The sequence below is a fragment of the Salibacterium halotolerans genome, from assembly GCF_900115625.1.
Classification (GTDB): Bacteria; Bacillota; Bacilli; order Bacillales; family Marinococcaceae; genus Salibacterium; species Salibacterium halotolerans.
This window is the reverse complement of sequence record NZ_FOXD01000009.1, coordinates 81,500-103,411: the sequence shown is the minus strand read 5'-3', so window position 1 is coordinate 103,411 and position 21,912 is coordinate 81,500. Positions and strand designations below refer to the sequence as shown.

23 protein-coding genes and 1 riboswitch are annotated in these 21,912 nt (G+C 50.2%); of the genes, 1 reads left to right on the top strand and 22 read right to left on the bottom strand.

Going from position 1 to position 21,912, the window contains the following annotated elements:
• Positions 1-78 precede the first annotated feature (78 nt).
• Complete coding sequence (locus BM124_RS09375; protein ID WP_093337053.1) at positions 79-279, top strand: TatD family hydrolase; 201 nt, start codon at positions 79-81, stop codon at positions 277-279.
• A gap of 528 nt (positions 280-807) precedes the next feature.
• Here the strand turns inward: BM124_RS09375 and arsC are convergent.
• The 22 genes from arsC to BM124_RS09270 form a co-directional block, all read right to left on the bottom strand.
• A complete protein-coding gene (arsC, locus tag BM124_RS09370) occupies positions 808-1,218 on the bottom strand; it encodes an arsenate reductase (thioredoxin) (RefSeq protein ID WP_093337051.1) in 411 nt (136 codons plus the stop codon).
• A gap of 12 nt (positions 1,219-1,230) precedes the next feature.
• The gene (locus tag BM124_RS09365; protein ID WP_093337050.1) at positions 1,231-2,562 is read right to left on the bottom strand and encodes an arsenic transporter; all 1,332 of its coding nucleotides are present in this window, start codon (positions 2,560-2,562) and stop codon (positions 1,231-1,233) included.
• A gap of 15 nt (positions 2,563-2,577) precedes the next feature.
• Positions 2,578-2,937: an ArsR/SmtB family transcription factor gene (locus BM124_RS09360; RefSeq protein ID WP_093337048.1), complete on the bottom strand. Its 360-nt coding sequence runs from the start codon at positions 2,935-2,937 to the stop codon at positions 2,578-2,580.
• Between the two features lie 240 nt (positions 2,938-3,177).
• On the bottom strand, positions 3,178-3,345 hold the full coding sequence (locus BM124_RS18930; protein ID WP_170841075.1) for a hypothetical protein: 168 nt from the start codon (positions 3,343-3,345) through the stop codon (positions 3,178-3,180).
• 900 nt (positions 3,346-4,245) lie between these two features.
• A complete protein-coding gene (gene minD / locus BM124_RS09355; RefSeq protein WP_093337047.1) occupies positions 4,246-5,043 on the bottom strand; it encodes a septum site-determining protein MinD in 798 nt (265 codons plus the stop codon).
• A 35-nt stretch (positions 5,044-5,078) separates the two neighbouring features.
• Positions 5,079-5,765, bottom strand: coding sequence for a septum site-determining protein MinC (gene minC / locus BM124_RS09350; RefSeq protein WP_170841074.1), 687 nt, complete (start codon positions 5,763-5,765; stop codon positions 5,079-5,081).
• A 108-nt stretch (positions 5,766-5,873) separates the two neighbouring features.
• Entirely contained in the window at positions 5,874-6,398 is a 525-nt protein-coding gene (gene mreD, locus BM124_RS09345; RefSeq protein ID WP_093337044.1) for a rod shape-determining protein MreD, read from the bottom strand.
• Complete coding sequence (mreC, locus tag BM124_RS09340; protein WP_093337042.1) at positions 6,395-7,333, bottom strand: rod shape-determining protein MreC; 939 nt, start codon at positions 7,331-7,333, stop codon at positions 6,395-6,397. Before mreC ends, mreD begins: the two co-directional genes overlap by 4 nt.
• A 14-nt stretch (positions 7,334-7,347) precedes the next feature.
• Positions 7,348-8,391 carry a rod shape-determining protein gene (locus BM124_RS09335; RefSeq protein WP_093337041.1) on the bottom strand — a complete coding sequence of 348 codons (1,044 nt, stop codon included), beginning with the start codon at positions 8,389-8,391 and terminating at the stop codon, positions 7,348-7,350.
• A 251-nt stretch (positions 8,392-8,642) separates the two neighbouring features.
• Positions 8,643-9,314: a RadC family protein gene (gene radC, locus BM124_RS09330; protein WP_093337116.1), complete on the bottom strand. Its 672-nt coding sequence runs from the start codon at positions 9,312-9,314 to the stop codon at positions 8,643-8,645.
• A 35-nt stretch (positions 9,315-9,349) separates the two neighbouring features.
• Positions 9,350-9,973: a Maf family protein gene (locus tag BM124_RS09325; protein WP_244504290.1), complete on the bottom strand. Its 624-nt coding sequence runs from the start codon at positions 9,971-9,973 to the stop codon at positions 9,350-9,352.
• A gap of 67 nt (positions 9,974-10,040) precedes the next feature.
• Positions 10,041-10,991 carry a hypothetical protein gene (locus BM124_RS09320; RefSeq protein ID WP_093337038.1) on the bottom strand — a complete coding sequence of 317 codons (951 nt, stop codon included), beginning with the start codon at positions 10,989-10,991 and terminating at the stop codon, positions 10,041-10,043.
• Between the two features lie 145 nt (positions 10,992-11,136).
• On the bottom strand, positions 11,137-11,913 hold the full coding sequence (locus BM124_RS09315) for a hypothetical protein (RefSeq protein ID WP_093337036.1): 777 nt from the start codon (positions 11,911-11,913) through the stop codon (positions 11,137-11,139).
• Positions 11,903-12,496 carry a hypothetical protein gene (locus BM124_RS09310; RefSeq protein ID WP_093337035.1) on the bottom strand — a complete coding sequence of 198 codons (594 nt, stop codon included), beginning with the start codon at positions 12,494-12,496 and terminating at the stop codon, positions 11,903-11,905. Before BM124_RS09310 ends, BM124_RS09315 begins: the two co-directional genes overlap by 11 nt.
• 32 nt (positions 12,497-12,528) lie before the next feature.
• Positions 12,529-13,512 carry a type IV pilus biogenesis protein PilM gene (gene pilM / locus BM124_RS09305; protein WP_093337033.1) on the bottom strand — a complete coding sequence of 328 codons (984 nt, stop codon included), beginning with the start codon at positions 13,510-13,512 and terminating at the stop codon, positions 12,529-12,531.
• Between the two features lie 48 nt (positions 13,513-13,560).
• A complete protein-coding gene (locus BM124_RS09300) occupies positions 13,561-14,316 on the bottom strand; it encodes a prepilin peptidase (protein ID WP_093337031.1) in 756 nt (251 codons plus the stop codon).
• 607 nt (positions 14,317-14,923) lie between these two features.
• Positions 14,924-15,427, bottom strand: a complete 504-nt coding sequence (locus BM124_RS09295) for a competence type IV pilus major pilin ComGC (RefSeq protein ID WP_093337114.1) — start codon at positions 15,425-15,427, stop codon at positions 14,924-14,926.
• A gap of 107 nt (positions 15,428-15,534) precedes the next feature.
• Positions 15,535-15,618, bottom strand: a riboswitch (cyclic di-GMP riboswitch).
• A 55-nt stretch (positions 15,619-15,673) separates the two neighbouring features.
• The gene (locus BM124_RS09290; RefSeq protein WP_093337030.1) at positions 15,674-16,882 is read right to left on the bottom strand and encodes a type II secretion system F family protein; all 1,209 of its coding nucleotides are present in this window, start codon (positions 16,880-16,882) and stop codon (positions 15,674-15,676) included.
• A 47-nt stretch (positions 16,883-16,929) separates the two neighbouring features.
• The gene (locus BM124_RS09285; RefSeq protein WP_093337028.1) at positions 16,930-17,991 is read right to left on the bottom strand and encodes a type IV pilus twitching motility protein PilT; all 1,062 of its coding nucleotides are present in this window, start codon (positions 17,989-17,991) and stop codon (positions 16,930-16,932) included.
• A 15-nt stretch (positions 17,992-18,006) separates the two neighbouring features.
• Positions 18,007-19,662 (bottom strand): GspE/PulE family protein, encoded by a 1,656-nt coding sequence (locus BM124_RS09280; RefSeq protein WP_093337026.1) that lies wholly within the window; start codon positions 19,660-19,662, stop codon positions 18,007-18,009.
• A gap of 15 nt (positions 19,663-19,677) precedes the next feature.
• Positions 19,678-21,102, bottom strand: a complete 1,425-nt coding sequence (locus BM124_RS09275) for a VanW family protein (protein WP_093337025.1) — start codon at positions 21,100-21,102, stop codon at positions 19,678-19,680.
• Positions 21,099-21,785 carry a hypothetical protein gene (locus tag BM124_RS09270; RefSeq protein WP_093337023.1) on the bottom strand — a complete coding sequence of 229 codons (687 nt, stop codon included), beginning with the start codon at positions 21,783-21,785 and terminating at the stop codon, positions 21,099-21,101. The genes BM124_RS09275 and BM124_RS09270 overlap by 4 nt, the downstream gene beginning before the upstream one ends.
• Between the last annotated feature and the right edge of the window lie 127 nt (positions 21,786-21,912).

Genomic DNA, 21,912 nt, shown 5'->3' with positions numbered 1-21,912 from the left:
GGGAGGATATTATCATCTTGTTGCTGAAAAAAGAGGAAGATCGGCTAAGCTGCTAAAACCGCGCACGTCCTGTACCGGGTGTCGAAGCCACCACGGCTCGCGGCCGAGGTTCCACCGGATCAGCTGCTTGTTGAAACCGACGAACCCCGGCCGTCCCAAGGCCCGTTTGCCGGAATCGAAACCACCCCTGAGCTGCTCCGCGATGTGACCACGGCACCAGCCGGTATAACGGGGGAAAAGGTAGAAGATCTGGCCGGGCGGATGTACGGTGGTTTGTAGAAAATGGAGGTATTTGTTTGTGGCGTTTCAGATTGGGTGGAAAGCAGATGGACGGACGTTCGTTGGGAATGGGTCATAAGGCACTTTAGGGGGTTCCGCCCCCTCTTAAACGTCGTTAGGCATGTCGCATGAGGCACTTTAGAGTATCCGGTGCGCCCTTAAACGTCATCATGAATGATTCATAAAGCACTTTAGAGGGTCTCGTTCCCCTGTAAACGTCGTCATGAACGAATCCAGGTTCCGTTTAGCGGGAAAATGAACGGGCCGACGCAGCAAAGAGTTCGCGTCGCTGCATGAAAAGTGGGATGAATAGTCATAAAGACACTTTAGAGTATCCGGTGCCGCCTTAAACGCCATTATCCTGTGGAAGTACGTCACGGGTACCCGCATCCTGCGGGTACCCGTGACTCGTGCTGTTCTGAGCAGGAGCTGAAGCATTTTGGCTCCACTGCTATACGGCTCTTGAACAACGACGCAAGACATTCGTGTTCTCTTCCGCCTATTTTACTTTTGTCCCATCCTCTTCCCTTATTGCTCTACGGCAAATCGGCGGATCCGTTCCTGCATTTCATCGCGCACCCGCCTGAATGCCGCCAATTTCTCTTCTTCCGTTCCCTTTTCCCGGGCCGGGTCGTCAAATTCCCAGTGTTCCCGTCTTACGTGCGGGGGAACGGCCGGGCAGACGTCATTGGCGTGACCACACAGCGTCACTACCATATCTGCATGATGCAGCAGTTCCATGTCGATAGTATCCGAGGACTGGCCGGAAATATCGATCCCGATTTCCTTCATGGTTTCCACCGCTTTCTGATGAACGCCATGCGCTTCTATACCGGCGGAGTAGACATGCCGGTCTGTCAGAAACTCTTTCCCGAAACCCTGCGCCATCTGACTCCGGCAGGAATTCCCGGTACAGAGAAAATATATTGATTTTGTCATTTTTATTCTCCTTTATCCTATAATAAGCAGCCATACGTACAGCCCGCAAAGGGTAATGAACAACGTCGGGATCGTTAGTATAATGCCGATTTTAAAATAGTAGCCCCAGCTGATCCTGACGCCTTTTGTCCTGAGGACATGCAGCCACAGGAGTGTCGCAAGCGAACCGATCGGCGTGATTTTCGGTCCTAGATCAGACCCGATCACATTCGCATAAATAAGAGCCTCGCGCAGCGTTCCCATTGTTTCTGTTCCGGAAATCGCGAGCGCATTGATCATGACAGTCGGCATATTGTTCATGATGGAGGACAAAAAAGCCGCGGCAAACCCTGTAACCATCGTTCCGGCAAACATGCTCTGGTCCGCGGCTGCCTGCAGACCAGAGGCAAGCACATCGGTCAACCCGGCATTACGCAGACCATAAACGACCACATACATACCTACGGAGAATACAACAACATCCCACGGGGCTCCTTTCATAACAGCCCCCGTTTCCACTGCCTGACTGCGCCGAGCCATGAAAAGGAAGAAAACAGCGGTAATACCGGAAATAAACGACACCGGAAACGCCTCTGTTTCTCCTGTCACAGGATTCGTCCATGGAATAAATTCACTGGCGAAGTAGCCCGCAAGAAGCAGTATAAGCACGAGCCACGACAACCGGAACATTTTCAGATCCTGAATAGCATCAGCGGGACGACGCAGATCCTTCATGTTATAGGTTTTTGGGATTTTTTTTCGGAAATACAGATACAACACGATAATACTTGCAACGAGGGCAAATAGATTCGGTACGATCATGCGTGAGGCATATTCTGCAAAGCCTATATCAAAAAAATCGGCTGATACAATGTTGACGAGGTTGCTGACAATGAACGGAAGACTCGTCGTATCAGCAATGAAACCACTTGCCATTACAAATGGGAGTACCATCGCTTCATTGAACCGAAGCGCCCGTACCATCGCCAGCACGATCGGCGTTAATATCAGTGCTGCCCCGTCATTGGCAAATAAAGCTGCTACCACTGCTCCAAGAACCGTTACATAGACAAACATCTTCACGCCGCTTCCATTCGCAAAACGGGCCATATGCAGCGCCGCCCATTCAAAAAATCCAATTTCATCCAATATTAAAGAAATGATAATAATAGCGGCAAATGTCAGTGTCGCGTTCCAAACGATGCCGGTAACATCCCCGACGTCCTGAAAAGACACCACGCCGGCCAGTAAAGCAAGTACCGCTCCAAATACGGCGGACCAGCCAATTGACAGCCCCCGCGGCTGCCAGATGACAAGAATCAGTGTAACCAAAAATATAAGTACAGCTGTAAGCCCTTCATTCATATACCATATAACTCCTTACCGCTTCGTATCACACCAGACGACATGATTACCGTTCTTCTCCAGTTCGTCCAGCTTCTCTTTTTGCGAAGGCATGCCGTTCATAATACTTTTCACAAGCGGATACATCTTATGTTCTGTATTCAGAGCATAAAACACCCACTGTCCACGTCTCGTTTCAAGCACAACCCCCGCATCTCTTAATTTACGGAGATGCTGACTGACCGCCGGCTGGCTCATATCAAAGATTTCGGTGAATTCACAGACGCAGCATTCCCGCTCCATCAACAGGCCGGCCATCGTCAGTCTCGTCTTATCCCCAAGAAGTTTTAAGACCGGGGCTGCTGTATCAATCGGCACATCCGAACTAGTGTTCATCCACTTACTCCTTTCCTTCGTCTTGATATGTAGTGCAACACACATCATTATATAAGAATATGCTTATATGTCAATGTATAATTCGATCTGGTGACAAGCTCCTGAATACGATAAGAGGGAATGTTGGGCGGGGGTCCTTCCGACACGTCTGTGTGTACTATCTCACCACAGCATAAAAGCCCCGCACGATGCCTGGAAACGTTTACCGTGCGGGGCTTTATATAAGGCAGCCGCGCTTTTTCAGGACTGCTTTGTATCTTTACGTACCCTTGCTTTTTCATAGAGAATGGTCATCTCTGTGGTGTATCGTTTTAATAATTGATCATTTTCCGCGTGCTGGACTTTTTCTTCGAGGTCTTCGATTTTTCTTTTCTCTTCCGCAGACAAATAATCGAAGTCCGCTTTCATCTTTTTCCCTCCTTCATATGTCTGTTTTCATTATGACCGGTTTTCCGGTTTTTAACCGGATGACCCGTGATACTACGAAGTAAAGCCCATGGAAAATCGATAATAGATACCAGTAATAAGGGGTAGGGGAATAATCGGCATCGGTATCCTGATTGGAATGGTTTTGATTTTACTATAGCATGGATGCAGGAAAGAAGTAAATTTGTTCATGCAGCGTGACAGATAAAAAAGAACGAGCATCTGGAGCGGGGCTGCGATTGTTCCGTACCACAGCGGCTCCGTGGATACTAAACCGGCTAACAGCATACGTAGTGTCCACGGAGGTGATATTCGCGGACACTGGAACTTTTCCGCCGGCAGTTAGTTTCCATTGATTTATACCGGCAGATACTAATTCCTGATTTGAGTGACCCAGTGTCCACAAAACAGGGATTCATGGATACTACCTGCTTATTTTGAAATGGTAGTGTCCACTCACGACTTGATAGAGATGTCCAGTCACTACGCGATTCACTAATAAACTAACAGACACACGCTGTCCATAGCTGCATCCCTGAAGGAAGATCGGTTATATTCGGCACATCCTGTCGGGCACCGTTCTGACTCTCCACGCGAGCGACTCCCTCAGACGAACAGGATGTTTCAGGATCAGCGCCCGTAACAGGACGTACTTCCACAGGACGTGCACGGTTTTAGTAGAAGATCCCCATTTTCAAGCCGTGCCTGGGACAAAGTAGATACGGTGAGCACCAGCGAGCCGATGTAGCCCTTGTGCTCTGGAGTAAAAGCGAAGTATTTTGGCGCAGCGGTTTATCTTAGGAACGAAAAATGCCGAACGAATTTTTTAAATTCGTTCGGCATTTTTCTATATTTAAAGGTTTTGTCCCAGCCTCCGACTTTTTACGCTTTTAATCCGAGCATTCCTTTCAGCTTGGCGAAGAAGCCTTTCTTTTCGTCTATCGCCATTAAAGGGACAGATTCGCCGAGAATCCGTCTGGCAATATTGCGGTACCCGATGGATGCCCGGCTTTTTGGATTCATCGCAATTGGTTCTCCCTGATGTCCCGCCTTTATCACTTCTTCGTCGTCTACAATGATACCGAGCAGATCTACAGCCAACGTGGAGACAACATCATCCACATCAAGCATTTCCCCGCGGTTGGACATATGGCTGCGGACTCTGTTGATGACAAGCTTCGGGGAGCCTGTTGGTTCCTGTTCAAGAAGTCCGATGATCCGGTCGGCGTCCCGCACCGCCGACGTATCCGGTGTGGTCACCACCACCGCCTGATCAGCTCCTGATACAGCATTTTTATATCCCTGCTCAATACCAGCCGGGCAGTCAATAATGATATAGTCATAGTCCGGCTTCAACTCTTCCACAATCTGTTTCATCTGTTCCGGATTGAGTGCGCTTTTATCTTTGGTCTGCGCTGCCGGCAGTAAATGGAGGCAGTCAAACCGCTTGTCCCTTATTAAAGCCTGCTGTACCCGGCACCTTCCTTCTGCTGCATCGACAAGATCATAAATGATACGGTTCTCAAGCCCCATGACAACATCCAGGTTGCGCAGACCGATATCCGTATCGATTAAACAGATATGTTTTCCCTGCAGAGCCAAGGCTGTGCCAATATTGGCCGATGTCGTCGTCTTTCCGACACCGCCTTTACCGGATGTAATTACAATTGCCTCTCCCACTGCAATTCCTCCTTCCAGACATGCACGCGTGCTGCTTAAAGCTTGTTTTGAAATTGTGTTAACAGTCTGGTTTTTTCAAATGATATTTGATTATCCGGCGCTTCTATGTAAGCAAAGACAGGTTCATCAAACATAGGTCCCTGCTGTTGTTTTTTTTCATAACGGTCAGGTGCGTAAAACATTACGTCCGACACGGAAATCTGAGTCGGCTCCATGACTGATGCACATACGACCGCTTCCGTGTTTCCTTCTAATCCAGCACGGGCGGTCCCTTTCAAGGTTCCCAGTATATAGACATTACCGGTTGCCTCCACGGCTCCACCGGGATTTACATCACCAAGCAGCAGAACATCCCCCCGTACAGAGATGACCTGTCCGGAACGAACGATGCGGGTAATAGAAGTTAACGACCCTTCCTCCCGCAGACGCTCTGCTTCCTCCCGGCTGATGACCTCCGAACGGAATTCCTTGATCCGTATGGATTCCGCTTCTTTCAGAAGATTTGTGATCTCCTCTCTTTCTTTCGCCCCTGCAAAACGGTATCCGGTATCCACCGTGACCTCCACTTCGGGACCATGGCCGAAGGTCTGTTTATCTTTTTCAATCTTTTCCTGAAGTTCGGTTTTCAAATCCTCAAACGAACAGCGGTCATCCATCATGATGGTCAAACCGTCCTTCGTTCCTTTAATGGTGACAAGGTTTTTCGGGGGTCCTGATTTCATAAGCTCCACCTCTGAAACACAAACCATGAATATCTCTTCATTTCATGGATCGATTATTATTCCTTCCACGTCACTACCGTTTATTCCTTCTTATCCGGTGAGATTTGTTTACCGATGCTGTAATTCTTCCACTTCCCTTATTTTGGCAAAAATCCGCTGCATCGGATAAATCAACAGCAGCGCTGCGATTCCATTCATAATCAAGGACGGAAGAGCCCTCATCATAAAAAACTCTTCAAACAGCAGGTCGGTTCCTCCAATAATATAATGAAGTCCATATGTCATCCACTCGAGTACAAATATGGCTGACACGATAATGACAAAAGGCCACAGGAAACTGGCGCGGACCGATCGATAGGTGAACGCGCTGATATAGGCCGTGAACCCCATACTAAACATGTAAATGCCGATAATATCGGTGTACACAATGTCGTACAAAAGACCAAATCCCGCGCCGACCAGCACTCCGCTCCCTGCTCCCCGGTAGATGGATGTCAGTACAACAGCAATCAGCATAAACCGCGGAACAAGATAAAACTCCCGTTCAGGCGAAGGAGGAACGAATATCTGAAACAGCGTACCCTCCAAAAGAAACAGAAGAAAAATGAAAAAAGGAAGCGCAAACCGTATCATGATGAGCCTCCTCCATCTGCATTCTGCTGCTCTTCTTCGGACGACTGTTCTTCATTACTTTCTCCGCCTGTCTCCTGCTGAATCGTCTCATCCAGCGTCTCACTTGTCCGTTCAATGACATTGACCTGTTCCAGGTTATAATAATCCGCAGCCGGTTCAACGAGCGCATTGTAGCTTAAACCGTATTCATCAGGCTGCAGGGAAGTGATGGTTCCAATCGCAAGCCCTCTCGGAAACAGACCGCCAAGTCCTGAGGTTATCACCTGCTGTCCTTCTTCTATTTCAGCGTCCGACTGAATCTTACGGAGCATCAGTCCTTCCTGTTCCTCATTCCAGCCTTCGATAAAAGCATACACAGGTTCGCCGTCGGTGGCAACCATAGCCGATACCCGGTTGGCACGGCTGTCATCGGAAAGAAGCTGGACAGTGGAGGTGAACTCCGACGTCGTTTCCACTTTCCCTATAAGCCCTTCCGGCGTCACCACAGCCATATTCTCCGACACACCGTTCTGGCTGCCTTTATTTATGCCTATCATATCCGTCCACTTGTCGGGACTGCGGTGAATGACAAGAGCAGACCGTGTCGTATAATCACTCAGGCTGCTTTCTGAATCAATCATTTCCCTCAGGGTGGCGTTTTCCTGTTTTACGGTTTCCAGTTCAGCTGAAAGCGAAGCAAATTCTTCCATACGTGATTTCAGCATTTGATTTTCTTCGTAAACACGAAAAATGTCTGCCACATTCCCAAAGAAACCCGCTGTCATATGAGCGGGTCTGCTTACCAATGATTGAACCACACCAGTCGTGTCCCGTAGAAATTTCTCCGGCCAGGTAATCGTTTCATTGTTCCTCGTCGAAAAACCTATTAAAGAGACGAGTACGATGATACTGACCATGAGCAGGATAAGTCGTTTGTTGGAAAAAAAGTGCGGCATACCGGTTCACCTTCTTATAAGGTTTCCCGGCTGGATCTAGCGGTTATTCCCGCTTTCGACCGGAAAAGATGCAGATTTTCAAGCGCTCTTCCTGTACCGAGCGCGACACAGTCGAGCGGTTCCTCGGCAACCAGCACAGGCATGTTTGTTTCGTCACTGAGAACTTTGTCCATATTACGAAGTATAGCTCCGCCCCCGGTCAGCACAATCCCTCTATCCATAATGTCTGCGGAAAGTTCCGGCGGCGTCTGCTCAAGCGTGCTTTTGACAGTCTCCACAATGGAATGCACGGTATCAGCAAGGGATGCCGAGATTTCCTCCGCCGATACCGAAATGGTTTTCGGAAGGCCGGATACCAGGTCCCGTCCACGTATATCAAGGTTATCTATTCCTTCAAAGGTTCCTGCCGACCCTATTTCCATCTTCAGGGTTTCTGCCGTTCTTTCCCCGATCATCAAGTTATATGTTTTTTTAATATACTGGATAATGGATTCATCCATTTCATCTCCGGCAACCCGGATCGACTGGCTTGTCACGATACCGCCTAGTGAAATGATCGCTACTTCCGTCGTTCCTCCGCCGATGTCGACAATCATGCTTCCGGTCGGTTCCCAGACGGGCAGGTCGGCTCCGATAGCGGAAGCGAACGGCTCTTCAATGGTATAGGCTTCTCTCGCCCCTGCCTGTTTGGTAGCGTCTTCCACCGCCCGCTTTTCCACGGCGGTAATGCCGGAAGGAACGCAAACCATCACATTCGGCTTTCTCGTGAAAATGGAGCGGGTCCGCTGCGCCTGCTGAATAAAATATTTCATCATGGTTGCTGTCGTATCAAAATCAGCGATAACGCCGTCTTTCATCGGCCGGACCGCTACTATATTACCGGGGGTCCGGCCGATCATATTTTTGGCGTCATTGCCGACTGCTTCTATCGTATTGGTATCGGTCCGCATGGCGACAACGGACGGTTCCCTCACGACAACCCCTTTTCCCTTTACGTATACAAGGGTGTTCGCCGTTCCCAAATCAATCCCCAGATCTTTTGAAAAGCCTCCAAACATCTATGTATCTCCCTTCATCCTTCACAAGCTGTATCCCTGTATCACTAAGGTGCGTCTCTGGTGGTTCATTTATCATTTTACAAGCGGTCCCGCTGATGCAATGCCGCTATATGTTATTATACTGAAAACATCCTGAAAAACATAGACTTTCCATTTTCTTTCACAAATTTTACATGGCTCACAACGATGACTTCAAGCAATCCATAGTGTATACGATAGATGCTGGTTCAGCAAGAGCCCAAAGACATCCGCTACACGCATCCTTTTTCTTTCAGACTCGTAAACCGGCGGTCTCCGATAATAATGTGATCCAGGACATCAATACCCAGTATCTGCCCGGATTCCATCAAACGCTTCGTCACGTCGATATCCTCACGGCTCGGCCCCGGGTCGCCGGAAGGGTGGTTGTGCACGCATATAACAGCAGCCGCTGACCGGCGCAGCGCTTCTTTAAAAACCTCACGGGGATGCACAATACTTGAATTAAGGCTGCCAATAAACAGTGTCTGCTTGTGAATCACCTGGTTTTTCGTATTCAAACAAAGAATAACAAAATGTTCCTGGGTCAAAAAACGCATCTCCTCCATTACAAGACCGGATACATCTTCCGGAGACCGTATCACCCATCGTTCTTCTTCGTGATAGGTATAGATGCGCCGGCCGAGCTCGATGGCGGCCCGCAGTTCAAGCGCTTTGGCTGCACCAATACCTTTAATAGTCTGGAGCTCCTCCACCGTTGCATCTTTAAGCATGAATAATCCGTCAAAATCATAAAGAAGGCGCTGGGATAACTGAAGAACGGATTCCTCTTTGGTTCCGCTTCGAATCAGAACAGCGAGGAGTTCCTGATTGGAAAGCTGCTCCGCTCCAAACTTGGCCATTTTTTCACGGGGACGTTCAGAAAAAGGGACATCTTTGATCATAACCGTGGATGAATGCAAAGCTCGCTCTCCTTTTTTCAAATAGTAGGGGTGAAAGATGGTACGATGTGAAAAGTTTTCAATTCTCTGCTGACACGGGAAACAGGAAGGCCCATTACGTTGTAAAAGTCGCCCTGGATTGATTCCACAAACAGGCTTCCCTGACCCTGTACAGCGTAGGAGCCGGCCTTGTCATACGGCTCGGCTGTTGAAAGATAGGAGTGAATCCACTCTGTATCCAGCGGACAGAAACGGACTTCGGTTTTCACGTAAAAGACAGTCTTGCTGCGTCTTGTAAAAACCGCTGTCCCGGTATATACGTCGTGGGATCTGCCGGAGAGCGCCTCCAGGGTGCGCCGGGCATCATCTCTGGATGCCGGCTTGCCAAGGGGGCGGCCATCCAGGGAAATCATGGTGTCGGCAGCGAGCACGACGGTATCCGGATACTGTTGCAGCACTTCTTCGGCTTTCTGCCGGGCCAGCTGCTGTACTGCCTCTTCCGGTGAATCGTCATCAGAAAACGTCTCCGGCCCTTCGGCCGGGCGGACGGAAAATGTATAACCCGCCCTGTGTAAAAGGTCACTTCTGCGTGGGGACTTTGATGCAAGGATAAGAGAAGGCATGAAGGGAGCACCACCTTTGTTATGCGTTGTTATATGCATTATAGCAGTGGTGAAAAAAGTGTACCAAAAACCCGCAAAAACAGCAAGAAATTTTTTCCTTCCAAAACTACGACCGGCTTTCTTCTGTTTCTGTGCCGTTGTATTCATACACGGTCTGCTCATAAAACAGTACGGCCTCAATAAAGGCTTCCTGAAACGCTGCAGATGTTTCTCCTTTTTCCGGCCAGTTTTTTTCCATGTTCTGCATCGACGTCTTCAGCTTTGTGTACGTATCATTGTCCGGAAAAGCCGCTTTCGAAAGAAAAGCAGAGAATGTGTCGCGCACGGTTCCTTTTTCTGCTGAACCATTCTCTCTATCAGCAGCCTGCTCCAGCAGTTCTTTTACACGGAGCAGCTGCTGATGCTCCTCTTTCTTTTCGTTCAACGGCTCAGGATCACGAATGGTCCTGGTTTTCTGAAAAACAGTCACTCCTTCCTTCTCAAAAAAAGCCACACGCTTGTCCGATGGTTTCTGATTCAGGTGGACGCCTGTAAATAAATAATAGTATTCTCCGTCATACGTTAGAATGCCGGGGTACCCTTTACCGGTCAGCGACTGCTGCATCTGGACACCTTTACTTTTCTTGGTGAACGCGCCGGCCTGAATAAAGTAAGCTGTCAATGAATCATTGAAATCAGCTGTGATGCCGGGGGGATCCGCTTTCGGCTCCGCACCGGACGAAGAGTCTCCGGCAGACACAAACTGCAGCAGCATGACTCCGAAAATTAACCCGAGCACAGCGGCCCCTGCTGTTAATGAAACAAAATACATAGGAGTCTTCATCGTTTTTTTTGAAACCGGGTGGCGCGATTTTTTCTTTTTGCGGTTGGCGCCAAGAGGAAGGCGCGGGCGTTTTTTTTGTTTGGCCATGCCTGCCGCAGCCGCTTCTTCCATGTGCCGCGTAGTCTGCCAGTCCCGGATTTCCGGAGTCGTTTCTTCGCGCGGCTCCGTATCTTTTGTTTCATCTACATGGGTTCCATTGATTTTAAGAGAAAAACCGGGCTTGTCCTTTTTCATGACATCCTCCTTCTAACCCTGCGCCGGGCATGAATCAGATTTCCCGGTAGACTTCCGGGACTGTCATCACTGTAGCACAGCGGCAGTAAAAAAGAACGGGAGACTTGTCGCCCCGTTCCTGAAAAGAATGTCACTGGACATCGGATCAGCGGATAGGAATGTCATTTCCATCCGGTTCTTCCAATGTAGACGATGGTGGAAGGTCCTCAAGCCCCTGTGCGTTCCCTGCGTAATAAAAAGCGGTAACAGTAAGATCAATGACAAACGGCTGCCGTTCCTGATCTTCCCGTACTATTTCCTCCCGCCCCTGAAAAGAAATGGAATGTATATTCAGGACTCTGCTGCCCGCGTCCACTGCTTCCACAAACTGAACCAGATTGGCATACTCCGGAGTACGGACGCGCACATGATAAGTAAACACGTCCGTGTCCGTCTCCTCATACATGGCAGAAGCACCTTGTTCCTTCTTCTGGTCCTGTTCTTCTTCCACCACGCTGTTGTTCTCCGTCTCCGGCTGTTCTGTGCTTCCACCCGTTTCCTGTTCTTGGGTATTCTGTTCCTGCTCCGATTCTGTTTCATCTACAGGTGCGCTGCCAGGTTCGAGCTGTTCCAGGCTCATAATATAGCTTCCAGACCGTTCTTCCGCCTGATCGAGAACCAGCAGAAATTCTTCTGGCCGGGGGTTGAGGGGCAGCTGCTGCAGACTGCGGAAAAGAGCCGCCTCCTCATATTCGCCGGCGTCCGCACCGGAAGATTGGTTCTCCAGCTGCGTTTCTGCCGCCTGAATATTCTCCTGCAGCCTTTCCTGTTCCGCTGTAAGCGGACCTAAGCCGTTGTTGTTCTGAAACACGGCAAATATGATTAGGAGAAGCAGAGCACAGCCGGCTGTGATCCAGTGCCGTTTTTCCATATCAATCCGCAACAGCTTCACCTTCTTCCCGGACTGCACTGCCGGCCACACTTATTTCGTACACAGCTTCATAGCGGGGGAGCTGGTCATTCTGTGCCTGCGTCGTTTCCGTATTTGCGCTAGGGGGACTGTAAGCGTTCAGCGCCTCCATCGTAACATCATCAAAAACAGCGGCTTCGCCAAGCGCATACTGCATATCCGCCGCCTGATTCACTTCATTCAATTCTACTGTCACCGTCAGCGTGGAAGGATAGACATAATCAAAGGCCCGGATATAACCGTCGGATGGCAGTGCACGTGCTACGGTACGGATTACCGGTGAAGCTGGAATCACCGTGCTTTGCAGCTCATCCAGCGTACTCCGGTGGGCCTTAATCTGCGCTTCTTTTCCGTCGCTGCCCGCTTCTTCTTCCAGAGCTGCGGTGAGCTCCTGCTGTCTCGTATTCAACTCTGTTATCTCCTGCTGCTGTCTGTTTTCAGCCATCTGAAAAAGCAGAAACACAGCAAGGAACAAAACGAGCAGGATGCCTGCCAGCATGATCCATGTGATATCACGTTTTTCTTTTTCCGGAAGCAGGTTGATATCTGCTGACATAACCGGCCCCTCCCTGTCCGTACTGTTCTGCTTTATCGTATGTTTTGTTTAAGGACAAGTCCCGCATTCTCGTAATAACGCATCGGAACCTCCTCCTGCCCAGCCGTAATCCGGGCGGCTCCGACCTGCTTCACCGGAATGTCAAGACGTCCTGCAAGCGTGTCGGTCCACCGTTCCAGAAACGGATGGTCTCCTCCTGTAAAAATACCATCAATCCCTTTTTCGCCGCGCTGCATGGAATACCGGTAGAAGTTCATGATCCGCTCCACTTCTTCCGCCGCCGTAACCGCCTGCTGCTGCAGCGTCTCCGGATGTCCGTTCCAGACTGGTTGATACGAACGAAAGCGTCCCGTCTGTATCGACCAGTCCTCTTCTTCAGTCTCCAAAGACATTCTGCTGATAAAAAGCGGCCGGCCCTCATGAAAAACACTGATGTTAACAGCATAGAGATCGACAAGCACGAGCAGCGTATGAGCGTTCTGGTCCACCGCCTCCGACATGGCCAGCGCCCTGTAAAAACAAAGGGACGAAATATCTGCGGCATTCGGGCGGCAGTTGAGGGATTCAAGCAGTCCGGCATAGGTATCCACCGGTCCGCGCGGGGCGGCGAGCAGAATGACAACATGCCTTTCCGGTACGTATACATAATCAAACACCGGATCATCAAACGGCACCGCAATGCTGTCTCCTACTTCCATGTACAGGTAAGCACCGATTTCGTCTTCACCTACCTCTTCCGGAAGCGGCACTTCTCTCGCCACGACAAAAGCATCCGGCACACAATACTGCACCGGCTTCCTATGAAGACCCCAGACATCAGCACACTCCTGAAGAATCTGCCGGAGGGTTTCCTCATCCTGCACCCGGCCTTCCTGGATGACCCCGGGCGGAAGATACCGCTCGTCCATGACTTCGAGCTCATCCAGATCCGGCTTCCGGGCTCTTATGTACCGGATGACGTGATCTTTGATGATGAGCGCGTTACGCTTGTCTTTCTTACGTTGAAACAGCGTCATAAAAAAGTTCCTCCAGATAAAAATAGGGACCTGCCCGCAGATTCGATGTTACAAAAATCCGGTATACCATGTTAAAAGATTCTCTCCGAAAAAGAGCGTAAGAACACTGCCGGCTGCAATAAAAGGTCCAAACGGCATCGGAACCCCTCGTTTCACCGCCCCCATCAGGAGACCAAACCCGCCGAGCAGAGCGCCGGTGGCAACCGACAGAAAAAAGGCAGGAAGCAGCTGCTGCCAGCCGAAAAAGAACCCGAGCACCGCGAACAGCTTAATGTCGCCTCCTCCCATGCCGCCTTTACTGACGATGGCAATCAAAAGAAGCAGCGAAAAGCCCAAGGCCGCTCCCGCCAGAGGGTCCCACCACGAGTCGAGCGGTGCTGCACTCCAGCGGAGAACCGCGATGATCGGCAGAAAAAACAACAGTACCTTATCCGGAATGAGCATCGCCGTCCAGTCGCTCACCGTAATAATCAAAAGAAGCGACAACAGGATCAGTGCAGCTGCTGTGTCCCATGCCGCGCCCCAGCGCAGCCAGGCCGCGGCAAAAAGAATACCGGAGACAGCTTCCATCACCGGATAAAACGCCGGTATCCGGGTGCGGCAGTACCGGCACCTGCCTTTTAAAAAGAGATAAGAAAACACCGGAATAAGATCCGGCGCCTGCAGGGTGGTGCCGCAAGACGGACAGTGCGACCGCGGCCGGATGATCGACGCCCCCTGCGGAATTCTCGTACCGACCACATTAAAAAACGAACCGAGCACCAGTCCCGCGACACTTATGTAAATGAGCCAAACGTAGTCCATAACTTGTCCACTCTCCGACCTTTTTCATACAACCTGCGTCTATTTTACCACATACCGGGCAGCAGAGGTAGAAATGTTTGAAAATAAAAGCGCTGCATTCTGCCACGGTGCCGGCTCTAAGGTGCACATTTCATGGCAGGGACGTCAAAAGTGACGTTTAGCCCTGCTCTAAGAGTTACTTTTTATTCCGCCGGCCCCGAATGTAACCCTTAGACCTCGGCTAACCTTCACTTTTCCGGTTTCCCACCTGGATTTTGTCGTTTAGAGCAGCAAGATGGCATTGCATTACGGAATTTTCAACGTTTTCGCACATCTTAACAAAATGGGACTGTATCAAAAGCCATTAAACGTTAAGGCATCCGCTGCAGGCGGACGCTTGCCGCGGGCAGCGCCTCAGCTACATCAAACGGTAAAACCGTCGTTTGATGGGATCTTCGGCTGCTGCTCTTCCCGCTGGCGTCGCCGCCTTCCGCTTCTGCCTAGGGTGAATTTTCTATATTACAGAAATGGAGCTGCACCTTTTGATACAGCTCCATTTTGACCTTTTTTCAAACACTGCTGACTGCAGCCATCAATCCAACATAGTCCAAAATCATTATCATTTAGCTTAACTTTCACCATCTTCTTCCACTCCGTCCACTGAAATACGGTCCCGGCCGCTTTCCCTGAGTTGTTCAATGGTGGCTGTGTGCGGAGAATCGTCCTCACTCTCGCCTTGTATGATGTGTTGATTTCTATTTTCTTTACCAACCAAAGTAATGGTATATTGTCTATTCCCGCTATCTCCACTTACTTCAACTGTTGTTTCAGAGGTATTATAGGAATCCGGTGAGCCAGGATTTTCAGGTTCCTCGATATATCCGCCGTCTATTAGTTGCTGTAATGAGTATGTGTTTTCATTGTCACCATTTCCGGAAATATTTGATGCCATCGCAAGACGTGTGGAGCTTACCATCTGCTCAGCATTGGCGATGTGGGCGTCTTTTTTGGTGTTGTCGATGATGCCTCCGATGCTTGGGACGGCGATGGCGGCGATGATTCCGAGGATGACGACGACGGCTAGCAGTTCGATGAGTGTCAGTCCGCGTTGGTTTTTCAACATGTTTGTCATTTTGTTCACGATCCATTCCTCCATAATAAGTATAAGTGCCTAAAACTAAACACCCTTTTTCTTTACAGAAAACATAAAAAAAGGCCATAAACGCCGAACTTTCTTCAGGCGGAAATGGCCGGTTGCACTAACAGCTTCGGATGACCCAAGTGCCCATATACAGATCATCGTTCTTCGCTTCCGTATCTTTATGCTCATTTTCATTATAGTGAACGATAGCTCTTTTGTCACGAAATTTTTTCCGGGTTACTGGACCTGTCCGAAAATGTCGAACATCGGGATCGCAATGGAGGCGACAATAATGCCGACCACAACCGCGAGTATAAGAATCATAATGGGTTCGACGAGCGATTTGATCTGGTCGGCGGCGGCATCCACTTCTGCTTCGTAATAGTCCGCGATACGGTCGAGCATGGCGTCGAGGGTCCCTGTTTTTTCGCCGACAGCCGTCATCTGGGTTACCATCGGCGGAAAGACCCACATCTTCTCAAGCGGCCCCGCCATAGATTCCCCCCGCTCCAGCGCGCCGCGTACTTCTTTCAGCGTAGCGGTGATCACAGCATTTCCCGTCGTTCCCTCCACGATCGCAACCGATTGAATAATCGGCACCGAACTCTGAAACAGAGACCCTAGTGTCCGCGTCATGCGTGCGATTTCCGCTTTCTGCAGCAGCATGCCGAACACAGGGATTTTCAGCAGCGCATAGTCCGTATAATACAAAAAGGTCCGGTTTCTCTTCCGCAGTGCCTTCCATAAAAAAAACACAGCGGCCAAGCCGGCAGGAAGGAGCCACCAAATGCTCTGAACGAGTTCGCCCGCCCGAAGGACAAAGACCGTTATCAAAGGCAGATCCGCTTCAAATGAGTTATACATCCCGGCAAACGTCGGTACGATGTAAAGAAGCAGAAACAAAACGACCGCTGCCGCTACAGTGCCGATCACAGCCGGATAAATGAGCGCGTTCATTACTTTACGACGGGTTTCGTACCGTTTTTCGTAGTAAGAAGCCATTTTATCGAGCATATCGTCAAGATTCCCCCCGGCTTCCCCGGCTTTCATCATGTTGACAAAGAGAGAGGAGAAAATCGAAGGGTGCTGCGAAGCCGCATGGGAAAACGAACGACCGGTGCGGAGTTCACTCTCCATCTCTGACAAAATCCGGCGGAACTGTTTTCCCGAGAGCTGCTGTGCCAAGATGTTCGTTGATTCCACGACGGAAATTCCGGCCTGGAGCAGCGTAAAAAACTGGCGGAGAAACAGCACAAACTCTTTGGCGGAGACACCGCTGCCAAGCGATATGTCACGGTAGAGAAACCCTTCAAGCTCTGTGAGTTCTTTCGCCGTAATTCCCTTAGCCTGAAGCCGCTCCCCGGCCTCTTTTTCATCGGAGCCTTTTTGCCTTCCACTAACAATCCGGCCTTTTTTATTTCGTCCTTTGTAATGATAATACGGCATGATGTCCTCCCGCTTCTTCGTGAAAATACCCGGAGCAGACGTTGTTACTATGATTCACGGCGGTGCATGCGGTCCGCATCGTTATTCTGCAGAAAAGGAGATGCCTCTTCCAAAGATACAGCACTGTCCTGCAGCAGGGATTGAATGCTCATTTCCATCGTATGCATGCCTTCCGCTCTGCTCGTCTGCATCACACTCTGGAGCTGATGGATTTTTTCATTTCGTATCAGATTCTGAACGGCCCCGTTGTTTCTTAGAATTTCCGTCGCTGCCCGGCGCCCGGTATCGTCTCCGTTACGGAAAAGACGCTGACTGATAACCGCAGAGAGCACTGTCGCGAGCTGAATACGGACCTTATCCTGCTGATCGGACGGAAACACATCAATGATCCGGTCGATGGTAGCCGGGGCACTTGTCGTGTGCAGCGTACCGAAAACGAGATGTCCTGTTTCCGCGGCGGTGATGGCTGTTGAAATGGTCTCCAGATCTCTCATCTCTCCGACGAGAATGATGTCGGGATCCTGGCGGAGACAGGAGCGCAGGCCGTTCGCAAAATTCTGTGTGTCAAACCCGATCTCCCGCTGATCCACTAAAGACAGGTCGTGTTTATGCAGATACTCAATCGGGTCCTCAAGCGTAATAATGTGGCGTTTAGCTATCCGGTTAATATAGTCGATCATGGAAGCAAGTGTTGTTGATTTCCCGCTTCCGGTCGGGCCGGTGACGAGAACAAGCCCCTGCGGCTTAAGCGCAATGGATTCCAGCGCAGAGGGCAGCTGCAGTTCGTGGAGTTCCGGTATCCGCGTCGGTACAATCCGGACAGCCATACTGATGCACGATCGTTGAAAATAGGCATTGATACGAAACCGGGAGACGCCCCGTATGCCGTACGAAAAATCAACCTCGCCTTTTTTCTGGAATTTGTTCCACACCGGGTCGAGCATAACCGAGCGTGCCATATCTTCGGTTTCCGCCGGGCGCAGGGAATCCCCGCTTTTCCGGTGAAGTTCCCCGTTTATCCTGAAAATCGGAGGCACTCCGACTGTCAGGTGAATATCAGATGCTCCCTGTTCGAATGCTTCCGTCAATAGCGCATCCAATGCTGCCAATTCCCATTCCCCTTTCTATTCATCCACAGCGACACGCAGCACTTCCTCTACGGTTGTCCAGCCTTTTTTCACCTTAAGCAGACCGTCGTCTATCAGAAAAATCATGCCTTCCTGCATCGCATACGTACGCAGATCGGCAGCCGTTTTATAGTTCATCAGCATATTCCGCATCGTGTCATCCATTTCCAGCAGTTCGTGAATCGCCACCCGGCCGCGGTAACCCGTTTGATTACAGGAAGAACAGCCTCTGCCTATATATACCGGACCTGCTGAAAGCCCGCGTTTTTCGAACAGCTCTTTTTCCATTTCATTCGGTTCATAGGGTTCTCTGCAGTCCGGACAGATGGTACGGACGAGACGCTGGGCGTTCACCCCTGTCAACGAGGACGCAACCATGTATGGTTCCACACCCATATCGATTAACCGCGGTACCGCAGCGACGGCACTGTTCGTATGGAGTGTCGTAAAAACAAGATGACCGGTCAGGGATGCGCGTATGGCTATCTCTGCCGTCTCGGCATCCCTGATTTCTCCGACCATGACGATGTTGGGATCCTGCCGCAGGATGGAGCGAAGTCCGGCAGCAAAAGTCAGCCCAATGCCGCTGTTCACCTGCATCTGATTGATGCCCTCGAGCTGATATTCCACCGGATCCTCAACCGTGATGATATTTACCCCTTCGGTATTCAGGTGATGGAGGGCGGCATACAGCGTGGACGTTTTTCCGGAACCAGTCGGCCCGGTTAAAAGAACCATACCCGACGGCCGTTCAATCATGTTTTTGAAGCGGGTGAAATTCACTTTGTTTAAGCCCAGCTGCTCAATATCGTTCAATGAACTGCTCATATCCATAATCCGCATGACAATTTTTTCTCCGAATATGGTGGGCAGAAGCGATATCCTAAGGTCCACAGGGTGCAAATCAACCGTCGTCTTCACACGGCCGTCCTGAGGCAGCCGTGATTCGGTGATGTTTAAGTCTGCCATGATTTTCACCCTGGCTGTCAGCACATTCTGCATGTTTTTTGGAAACGCGCGTTCTGTTTTCAGCACCCCGTCCACCCTGTAACGGACGAGTACTTTGTTTTCCTGCGGATCAATATGAATATCACTGGCCTGCTGCTGCAGGCCGTAGAGTATCATCTGATTGACGATACGAATGACCGGAGCTTCCCCCTGCTCTGCTGTGTCCGCCATCTCCTCCGGCACATTCTGTTCTTCAAAGGCATCGAGGGATTCATGGATATGATAATGTTTCTGTACAGCTGACATGATTTCACGGCGGGTCGCAATCACCGGTTCAATCTGCAGGCCGGTTGATACACGGAGTTCGTCCATCGCAAAATAATCCATCGGATCCGCCATGGCAGTGCGGAGACGGTTTCCTTCTCTCTTCAGCGGAAGAACCGCGTGTCTTTCGGCGAATTCTTTCGATACGAGTTTTACAGCGTCTTCTTCCACCGGGTAATTATAAAGGCTGATTCTTGGAATGCCGAGCTGGTATTCCAGTGTTTCAATCAGCTGCTGCTCAGTAATGTATTTCCGCTCAAGCAGCGCATCACCGAGCTTTTGGTCTGTTCTTTTTCCCTGCAGTGTCTCGTTCAGCTCGGTTTCGGTGATCAACGCTGCTTCAAGCAGTAAGTCTCCAAGACGCTTCCGCTTTTCCGCCATACAGACCGCTCCTTTTTACTCATACCCTTTGATCGGTTGATCGTTCTGTTTCATACGTTCGTTGAAATCTTTCCTGTTTTCTGTATCGGACGTGTCTTCTCCGCCGCTTCCGCTTTCTTCTGTTTCTCCGGCATTTTCCAACTGAGACGAATCCGGACTGTCTGAAGCACCGCTGTCTCCGCCGTTTTCTTCCGGTGCTTCTTCCGAATTACCACTGCTCACGCCCCCGCTGCTTTCCGGAGGTTCAATATCAGGCGGACTACTGCCGCTTTCGTCAGAGGTTTGGAGGCTCTTCTCGACGATCCGCTGTTCCGGAGGGTAGTAGTCCCGGCCAAGCACCGTTTCCTGCAGCACGTTCGCATCTGCATTCGCTACTACCCGCACCGCTTCCGCGTAATATCCGTTTTCACCTTCACGCAGTGTCCGGCGCCCTCCAGTTGTCCGGTTTTCGTCCACACGCACCACCGTGCGCGGTTCAAGGGTCTCTTCTTTTCTGCGTTCCAGTTCATAGGAATGAAGAAATTCTGGTCCGCTTAGAGAAAGAGAGAGCTCCGATCCATTCCAGGAAGCATTCCACCGGTACGAGTAGATATTTGGATTGTGAAACATAAGATCACGGTCCGGAACCTCTATGTGAGCGTCTTCGCCGGGTGCGGCGTATGAAGGCAGTTCTTCGTTAATGTGACGCTCCGACATTTCAAAATTGGTTACTGCCAGTACCTGGAACACACCGGAGGCTAGCGCATCAAGTCCCGGGTCATTATAAACGGTACTTCCGCCTTCCTCCAGAGCCTTGAGAAGGGAGAAAATAGATCCGCCTTCCATTTCGTAACCGTCCAGCGCATCCGCCCAGTCTTTCAGCCCTGTTCCGGGAACATCAGGTGTCAGTGTCACATTATTGAAAGTGGTGGTTTCCAGAGGCATCTCTTCGATAAAGAAAGAACGGATATCCTGCGCTGCCTTCTTCTGCCCGCTGATATTTCCGATCATTGTCACCTGTTCATTCAACGCTGTCATATCGACCCTGTCCCGCAAATTTTCATATGTAAAGCGGTCCAACGCCTCGGGCAGCACATTCCCCTCGTCCGTCCACGATACCTGAAGCAAAACATTCTGGTCCGTGAACGCCTGTTCCACCGTTTCTTCCACTTCGGCTTCGAAACGTTCTCCCTCTATCATAACTTCTTCATTAAAAAGCTGGAGAGCCACACCGGAACGCTCCTGCCAGTTTTCCCATGCGTCGGACACGGCTTCTTCGGCCTCGGATCTTTTCATTCCACCGATGTCCACGCCGCCTGCTTCGGCTTCGTCCGGAAGCATCTCCTCTTCCGGCCAGACGTATTCGTACGCAGCCGCCCCTCCGATGGAAAAAAACAGAATGACACCTGTCAAACAGGTGAACAGAAGCATCGATTTCTCTATGTATCTATTTCGTTTCATCGGCGGTCCTCCACCTGTTTTTCCAGGTTGTCTGCAGGTTGTTCATCCAGCTCATCAAGAAGCTTTGCTCGTTTATCCGACCATGATCTGTCTTCTGCCTCGCCGGACGTGCTTTTTTCTTTATCCACTGTATTATTCTGCGCAAAAAGCGGAGCCTCTGTTGTCTCCTCTTCTGACTCCTCCTGCGGTTCCTCTTCAAGCATGAAGGCTCTCCGCTGAAAAAAGTGTTCTTCCTCCTCCATCAGTTCCTGTTCCGCAACGGAATCCCCGCTCCTTGTTTGAGGAAATTGCTTCTCGTTCTCTTCTGCTGAGCTCTGCTTTCGGTGCGTGTTCGTCCTTTCCCCGGGAGCCTCCCTCCCAAACAATTCCTGCACCGTCGGTTCCGAGCTTTTTTCCGTAAGGTCTTCTTCTGTCAGGAAGAGAAACTGTTCTTCCTCTACTGCGGCTTCTTCTGCATATTGTATCTGTTTTCCGATAAGAAAGGAAAACAACAGCATGAATACGAGAAAAACGACGGCGGCTGCCGGGAACGAATATAATTGATGTAACAGATATATGAGTGCGGCGGTTAATAAAGCCGAGAGTACGAGCTGTGCCTGTGTTCCCCGATTCCATGGTGCCGGTAATTTTCCAAGCACAACAAAACACACCGTCGCTGCGGCCGCCATAGCAGCAAAGACCATAGACCCATCCTCCTTCTTTGTTATTATGCTGATTTCGTTCTTCTTTCGTATCATGGCATGTCCATCCGCTCAGGTCAATGGAATAAAATCCCTTATACCTGCATCTAATACACCACCTCCCCTCCCT